The sequence below is a fragment of the Bradyrhizobium sp. Arg237L genome (assembly GCF_029990105.1).
Classification (GTDB): Bacteria; Pseudomonadota; Alphaproteobacteria; order Rhizobiales; family Xanthobacteraceae; genus Bradyrhizobium.
The window spans coordinates 1-7,723 of the sequence record NZ_JAQMIL010000142.1; the positions used below are offsets into that span (position 1 = coordinate 1).

At 59.0% G+C, this 7,723-nt stretch carries 6 protein-coding genes and 1 pseudogene; 5 read left to right on the plus strand and 2 right to left on the minus strand.

Annotated elements, in window-relative coordinates; genetic code table 11:
• From OZ411_RS42170 to OZ411_RS42190, 5 genes are all read left to right on the plus strand, one after another.
• Nucleotides 1-687 (plus strand): substrate binding domain-containing protein (locus tag OZ411_RS42170; RefSeq protein ID WP_282532689.1); only part of this gene is annotated, 687 nt, incomplete at its 5' end.
• A gap of 958 nt (nucleotides 688-1,645) precedes the next feature.
• Nucleotides 1,646-1,813, plus strand: a complete 168-nt coding sequence (locus OZ411_RS42175) for a hypothetical protein (RefSeq protein WP_282532690.1) — start codon at nucleotides 1,646-1,648, stop codon at nucleotides 1,811-1,813.
• A 379-nt stretch (nucleotides 1,814-2,192) separates the two neighbouring features.
• Complete coding sequence (locus OZ411_RS42180; protein WP_282532691.1) at nucleotides 2,193-3,404, plus strand: ABC transporter substrate-binding protein; 1,212 nt, start codon at nucleotides 2,193-2,195, stop codon at nucleotides 3,402-3,404.
• Between the two features lie 45 nt (nucleotides 3,405-3,449).
• Complete coding sequence (locus OZ411_RS42185) at nucleotides 3,450-5,423, plus strand: AMP-binding protein (protein WP_282532692.1); 1,974 nt, start codon at nucleotides 3,450-3,452, stop codon at nucleotides 5,421-5,423.
• A gap of 543 nt (nucleotides 5,424-5,966) precedes the next feature.
• Nucleotides 5,967-6,977, plus strand: coding sequence for an NADP-dependent oxidoreductase (locus OZ411_RS42190; protein ID WP_282532694.1), 1,011 nt, complete (start codon nucleotides 5,967-5,969; stop codon nucleotides 6,975-6,977).
• Nucleotides 6,978-7,113: 136 nt separating this feature from the next.
• Here the strand turns inward: OZ411_RS42190 and OZ411_RS42195 are convergent, their stop codons facing one another.
• Entirely contained in the window at nucleotides 7,114-7,290 is a 177-nt protein-coding gene (locus OZ411_RS42195) for a hypothetical protein (protein ID WP_282532693.1), read from the minus strand.
• A 23-nt stretch (nucleotides 7,291-7,313) separates the two neighbouring features.
• Nucleotides 7,314-7,723 (minus strand): annotated as a pseudogene (locus OZ411_RS42200) (acyl-CoA dehydrogenase); the annotation flags it as partial.

Sequence of the window (7,723 nt, forward strand, 5' to 3'; positions counted from 1 at the left end):
GTCTGCGCCGAGATCGATGTTGCCAAGGAAACGATCCTACCCGCCGGTGACCTTCGCGGCCGCTTGCGCGTTGCTGCACCGCTTTCCTTCGGCCCGACTCACTTCGCTTCTGTCTTCGCGGAAATGGCGCGACGTCATCCCCATCTCCACATCCACACCTGCTACAGTGATCGCTTCGTAGATCTCATCGCAGAGGGTTACGATTGTGCGATACGGCTTGGCCATCTTCAGGACTCTAACCTGATCGCAAGACGCGTGGGACCGATCGATGGGAAGTTAGTTGCGAGTCCGGAATATATCAAAGCGCACGGATCGCCTGAAACGCCGGATGAACTCCTTACCCATCAAGCTCTCATGCAGGGCACTGAAACTTGGCAGTTCATGGATGGTGAAAAAATTATCACGATTCGACCGCAGGGGCGCTTCAAGGCCGACAACGGCACAGCGCTAGTCGCCGCCGCCCTAGCGGGGCTAGGCATCGCTTATCTCCCCGAGGGCCTCATCTATGAGCATCTGGCCTCTGGCGCGCTTGTTCCAGTCATGACTCGCCACCCAATACGCCCTGCAGGCGTATTTCTCGTCCGGCCGCCAGGTCAGCATCCCGCTCGCAAGGTAAGAATCCTCACCGAGATGCTGATCGAGTGTTTCGAGAAGGCTCCACAGGTCGTGGGCACTGCGCCTGTCTGAGTCGAGCACTGAGCTGAGACGAGTTTAGAAAGCGCGCTGCCCTCCTAGTCTAGCTCCCTCGAGCGTTCGCGAACGGATAGATCAACACTCCCGACGCCATCTCCTGCGGAGCCACGACGACTTGCCGGGAGCCGTCCCGACACTATGGCCATCGACGCTCTGGAACTGCACCTGCAACACGCGGGGGTGCGTCCACTCGCCACGCGACCCGAAAGTGATGCTGCCCATCACTGTCAAGCGGATTCCTCCGCATGGTAAACAATTCTCGAGAAACTTGCCGGTCCAAAGCCTACGCCGACTATCGTTCCAATGAAGATTAGATCATCAGGCTCGAGCGTCATCGCCTGCGACAACTCGGCAATCTAGTCTCTATATCGAATACGAAATGCCGCGTACGGCACCTCGATCACGAGAACTCTGTCGCCACCACGATGCTCCTCAAGAGTTTGCGATCGTCTATGTCCGTCCGCTGAAGGCTCACATAAACGACCAGTTGCGGCGTCTCGGACATTTTTCCATCACATGCGAAATACCGCATCACCGCTGGCACGGCGACGTCTCGTCCTCGAAAGCGAGCCGTCGAACCCGCGATCGTACTCATCACGTCAGAATGTTTTCGCCTTCGATACGACGCTCACGCCGCCGCACTCGGATTACTTCTGTCCGCTGCGCGAGAGTCAAATTTGGCAAAATGACGCTTGGAAATACATATGAGTTTTATAAAACTCTTTAATTGCTTGACACTTTTTCGGAACGCGGAGCCTATTGGCCACCTACGCGGAATTGGTCTCTGCGCGCGATTTTATCTCACGTTCCTGCGTTGGCCCGCATGTACACGCTCCACAGCATCTTCTTATCGACAGCTGGCGCCTCGCCTTTCAGCTCGTCTGTCTGTGTCCATCCACGCACCGACCGAAACTGTGTGCCTGACGGCGCCCAATTTGGACGCGCGGCAAGCGTGTCAGCACTGCAGGCGCACTATTGCGCCGCCGGTTACGTCCAGGGCCATCACATCGGAATGCTGATCGAGAACCACCCGGACTTTTTGGTTCACTGGTTGGAGCTGAACGGTATCGGCGCATCGATCATGCCGATCAATCCCGCGTACCGCGCCTCAAGCACATGATCCGGTGCGCTGACATAAACATATCGGCTGCGGAAGTCGAAAGCGTCGTCAACCTGGCTCTTTGCCTTCGGCAATCTACCGTTGTTTCGCGCCACGAAACCATGCTTCAGGAAGAAGTCGTCGCCTTCATCTCCGCGGAAGCCCTTGGCTCGGCAGTTGCCGCCAAGCCGTATTTGATTTCTGCGCGAGCGCCTTGGCCTGCGGCAAACTGTCGGCGTGGACCATCTATATCGATGCGCCGCCGATGACACCAACCACAGGATCCAGAAGCACACGCTCCGAGCAGCCAGGATCCGGCCTCATGGCCGAGAATTTTCGATTTGCGCTCTACAACAAAAAAATAGCCAAAGAGGCCTGAACAAAACCTGGGAAGGAAACCATGAAGAACATCCTGAACCTATTTACCCTCGTCTGCGTCGCAACGCTGATCGCGACATCGGCGCATGCACAGATATCGGACGACAGCGTCAAGATCGGCGTGCTGACCGATCTGAGCGGCGTTTACGCCGATGCTGCCGGTCCGTTGTCGGTAGAAGCCGTTCGGATGGCGATCGCGGATTTCGGCGGCAAGGTAGCCGGCAAGCCGATCGTCATGATGGATGCCGACCACCAGAACAAGGCGGACGTCGGTGCTGCCATCGCGCGGCGCTGGTACGAAAATGAAAACGTTGACGTCATCGTCGACCTCGTCAACTCGGCTGTGGCCTTTGCTGTGCTGGAACTGGCCAAGCAGAAAAACAAAGCTATTTTGGTTGCTTCCGCAGGTTCGTCTGATCTTACCGGCAAAGCGTGTTCGCCAAATTCCGCACAATGGATCTATAACACCTACGCACTCGCCAATAGCACGGCGCGGGCGCTCGTCATGGAGGGCGCCAAGAGTTGGTATTTCTTGACCGTCGATTACGCTTTCGGTCATGCGTTGCGCAATGATGCGGCCAAGACGGTGGACAGACTCGGCGGCACTGTCGCCGGTGAAGCCCGCCATCCCCTCAACAGTATGGACTTCTCGTCCTATATCCTGCAGGCGCAAAACTCCAAGGCCGACGTCGTCGCGTTCGCCAACACTGGCGGCGACCTCGCAAACTCGATCCGGCAGGCTCAGGAATTCGGACTCACCAAAGGCAAGCCGCACCTGGCGGTGTTCCTGATGCAGAGCAGCGATATCCACGCTATTGGATTGCAGGTAGCGCAAGGGCTGCTGGTGACAACCGGTTTCTATTGGGATCTCGACGACCAAACGCGGGCCTTCGCCGAGAAGTTCTTGGACAAGACCGGCAAGCGGCCGAATATGGTTCATGCCGGGCTTTACTCAGCGGTGACCAATTATCTCAAGGCCATCGAAAAGTCCGGCACTGACGACGGCCCGAAGGTGATCGCGCAATTGAAGTCGATGCCTATCGAGGATTTCTTCGCCCGCAACGCGTCGCTGCGCGAAGATGGCCAGTTGATCCATGACATGTATCTGGTGCAAGCCAAGTCGCCCGCCGAATCGAAGGGGGCATGGGACTACGAAAAGCTGGTTCGGGTGATCCCCGGCAAGGATGCTTTCGTGACGCCGGAAGAAAGCGCCTGCCCGCTGCTCAAGAAGTAACGCACTTGCGCTGCTTCCCTCCGGTCGATGTGAGATAGCCCTGAGATGACAGACATGAACAACGCCACGCCGTATATCTGGACGCCGCCATCAGAACTGGCGGCGGCAAGCAATTTGACGGCGTTTCTGCGTGCCACCGGCCAAAACGATTATGACGAACTCGCGTCAAGAGCCGAAGCCGATCCCGCATGGCTGATGCAGGAAGTCTTCAAGTTCTGCGATGTGAGATTTTACCGCAACTACGACCAGATGCTGGATGTTTCCAGCGGTCAGGCGTGGGCGCGCTGGTGCGTCGGCGGCACCACCAATATCGTGCTAAATTGCCTCGACAAGCATCGCGACACCGCGGTGTGGGACCAGACGTTCCTCGTCTGGGAAGGCGAAGACAAGCGTGAACGCCGCTCGCTGAGCTACCGTGAATTCGACCGCGAAGTCGGGCGATTGGCGCAGGGGCTGCACGATATCGGAATCGGACGCGGCGACGTGGTCGCAATCTACATGCCGAACCTGCCGGAGACGTTCGTCGCGTTCTTTGCCATCCTGAAACTCGGCGCGATCGTCATGCCGCTGTTCTCCGGGTTCGGCCATACGCCGATTCAGACCCGCTTGAATCATGGAGAAGCAAAGGCCGTCATCACCGCTGACGGCACATGGCGGCGCGGCGCTCCGGGGCCGCTCAAATCTGTGCTCGACATGGCCCTGGAGGCCTCGCCGACCGTAGAAAACGTGATCGTCGCGCGTCGCGACAGTCTTGCGATCGACACGCCAATGCGGAAGGGCCGGGACCTCTGGTGGGATGATGCCATCGCCGGCAAGGGCGACATGATTGCAACTGCCGAGATGCAGGCGGAAGACCCGGCGATCCTGCTCTACACCTCAGGTACGTCAGGCGAACCGAAGGGATGCGTTTGGAACCATATCGGGTTCATCGGCTCGATGGTGACCCGCGATATGATCATCTGCAGCGACTTCAAATCGGCGGATCGGTTTTTCTTTTTCAGCGATATGGGCTGGATGGTCGGCGCGATGTGCGCCTGCGTCCCGAGTTTCGCCGGTGGCAGCTTGCTGGTAGCCGAAGGCACTCCGGATTATCCGGATACGGGACGGTTCTGGCGACTGATCACCGAGCATCGGGTGACCTATCTTGGTGTGTCGCCGACGATCGTGCGCAGTTTGATGCGTTACGGGCTCGAAATCGAATCCTACGATCTTTCCAGCCTGCGGATGACGGCCTCCGGCGGCGAAGCGTGGACCACAGCGCCTTGGCTGTGGTTCTTCGAGCACGTTTGCAAGAAGAAGATCCCGATCATCAACATGTCAGGCGGCACCGAAGTCGGTGGCTGCATCTTCACCGGAACGCCCAATCACCCGATGAACCCGGGCTCTTTCGCGCGACCCGCGCTAGGCGTAGGCGCCGACATCGTCGATTTGACGGGGCAGCGCGTCCCCGATGGGACGGTCGGCGAACTGGTTCTGCGGCATTCCTCGATTGGACTGACCAAGAGCCTGTGGAAGGCCGATGCGCGCTATATCGAAAGCTACTGGAGCACACTGCCCGGATTGTGGGTTCATGGCGATTTCGCGATGCGTGGCCAGGACGGGCTCTACTACATTCTCGGCCGCTCCGACGACACCATCAAGATCGCCGGCAAGCGCACCGGGCCGTCGGAACTCGAAGGCATTCTGATCGCGACCGGCAAGCTTGCAGAAGCCGCCGTGTTCGGCATTCCGCATCCGGTCAAGGGCTCGGCCATCGTGTGTGCCTGCGTGCCGATGCTGGGCGTCGTGGGCGATCGCAGCCTCGAAGACCAACTGTCGTCGGCCATAGTCGCAGGAATGGGCACATCTTATCGCCCCGAAATGATTCTGTTCGTCGATGATCTGCCACGCACCCGCAATTTGAAGATCATGCGCCGCGTGTTGCGTGCCGTGTTCGAGGACAAGGATCCCGGCGACCTCTCAGCGTTGGCTAATCCCGAGGCCGTCGACCGGCTGCGCGAAAAACTGGCAGCCATGTGAACCGACCCGTAAAGCCGAGCGAACCCAGCGTTGCCGCTTCATGTCCGCATCTCGAGATGAGACGCAACCCTTCCCGCGCCTCAGCACCGATGCCGCGGAGGATCTCCAGTGCAGTCGACGTGTCCAACAGCAGTCCGTTGACGCAAGTCAGTGATTCAATGCTTATTGGTCAGCGGATCGCGCATGGCGCGCCGGCTGCCAGATATTCGGGAGTCTCCAGCGTGACCTTTTTTCAGATCCGCGTCTTCGACGCACACCGAGACCAATTCGATCCCCTCTGTTTCCGACTCCCGACAATTGCATGCAGGTCCATACCTCAATCGCTTGCATACAATCGGTCACGGACTGTTTCGAACAGATGTTGGGATTGGGGTTTGATCGCATAATGCAAGCGTTCAGTCACACGCCATATCAAGCGTCGCAAACGACAAGAAAACGCCTTTGGGAATCGACCAAGGGTGACTGGCGAATTCGACGGTCTTCCTCTATTGAAGATTGGACGGCCTCGCCTTCCGGAATCGACCTCAACAGGAACCGTTGGCCATGAAGAACAATCGCAATCGTCAGGTCATTCTGAAATCCCGGCCGGCCGATATTCCGCAGGCCGACGATTTCGAGATCATCGAGTCTGACGTTCCCGATCTGCTGGACGGGCAGATCCTGATACAAAACGTTTTTCTTTCGGTCGAACCCGCTATGCGCGGCTGGGTCAGTAGCGTCGCCAATTATTCGGAGCCAGTGCGCATCGGCGAAGTGATGCGCTCATTCGCCGCTGGCGAAGTGCTACAATCAGCACATCCCGACTTCAAGCCGGGCGATATGGTGATGGGCATGTTCGGGTGGCAGGAATTCGCGGTCGTCGGACCTGCCGCCGTCACGCGAAAGATTCGGGAAGACGGCCTGCCGCTTTCGCTCTCGCTCGGCGTCACCGGTCTCAACGGGATCACCGCCTATTTCGGGCTGCTGGACATCGGCCAGCCGCGCCCTGGCGATACGGTGGTGGTGTCGACCGCGGCCGGCGCGGTGGGGTCGGCGGTCGGCCAAATCGCGAAGCTGTCGGGTTGCCAAACGGTCGGGATTGCCGGCGGACCGGCGAAGGTCGCCCAGTGCCGTGAGCTGTTCGGCTATGACGAGGCGTACGATTACAAGAGCGACAATTTGGACTCTGCGCTCGGCAAGGCTTGCCCACGGGGGATCGATCTCTATTTCGACAATACCGGTGGCGCCATCAGCGACATCGTACTTCGGCGTCTCGCCGTCGGCGCGCGCGTGGTGATTTGCGGAACTGCTTCGTTCTCGAGTTGGGATCCTTGGCCAAACGGTCCGCGCGCCGAGCGTCACTTGCTGGTCAAGCGCGCACGCATGCAGGGTTTCGTCATCTTCGACTACGCACCTCGGTACGAAGAGGCCGTTTCTCGTCTAGCACAATGGGTTCGCGATGGACGGTTGCGCTATTCCGAAGACATACAGAACGGCATCGAACACGCGCCGGGAGCGATCGCCGGACTCTACCGAGGCGAGAATACCGGCAAGCGGCTCATCAAGATCCGCTGAAGACGGTTTCGCAACCCTCCAAGGGTTTTGACTGCAAGCCGGGCTTGACGCTCATCCGAAATTCGCAGAGCGACGTTCCGCCGTTGTCCTGACGCCCTCCTTGAAATCCTCGGTCTGCCGAAGCACGACTGCTCCTTCAACTCATAGTGGCCACCCGTTCGGCAAGGCCGGTGAATGGTGGGCTCGCGTCGAGATCAGCGCGAGCGGGCGCACATTCAGCGATCTCGCCGACCAGATGCAATGCGGCCGATCTTACGTTTGGCTCGGGCACCAGAACACTTGCGAGCCCCATCCTGCCGGCATTTTCGGTCATGAGCGGCTCCCAGAATTTTGACGTCAGCGTAGCCCGAGCCCGCGCGCGATGATTCCGCGCAGAACCTCAGTGGTGCCGCCCTGAATCGTGAGCTTGGGGGCAATCTTGATGTTGAAGGCGAGGCACTCATCGAGGGTAGCGTGGTTGCTGGCTTCGGGATCGACGAAGGCGGCGAGATCGCGCACCTTGTGTGGCAACCGCTGCTCCCAGATCGTTCCCATGTCCTTGACGATGGCTGCTTCGACCACCGGCTCCCTACCGGCTTCGAGCATTCCGGCGACAGAGACCGACATGCGCCGTAGCGTGTGGAGTTGCGCCACCAGTCGCCCCAGACCTTCCGCCGCGCGGATATCAGGATCCGTTCCGAGCGAGCGAACCAGTTCGGTCAGAACCGCGTAGGTTTCGAGAAAGCGTTCAGGCCCGCTGCGCTCGT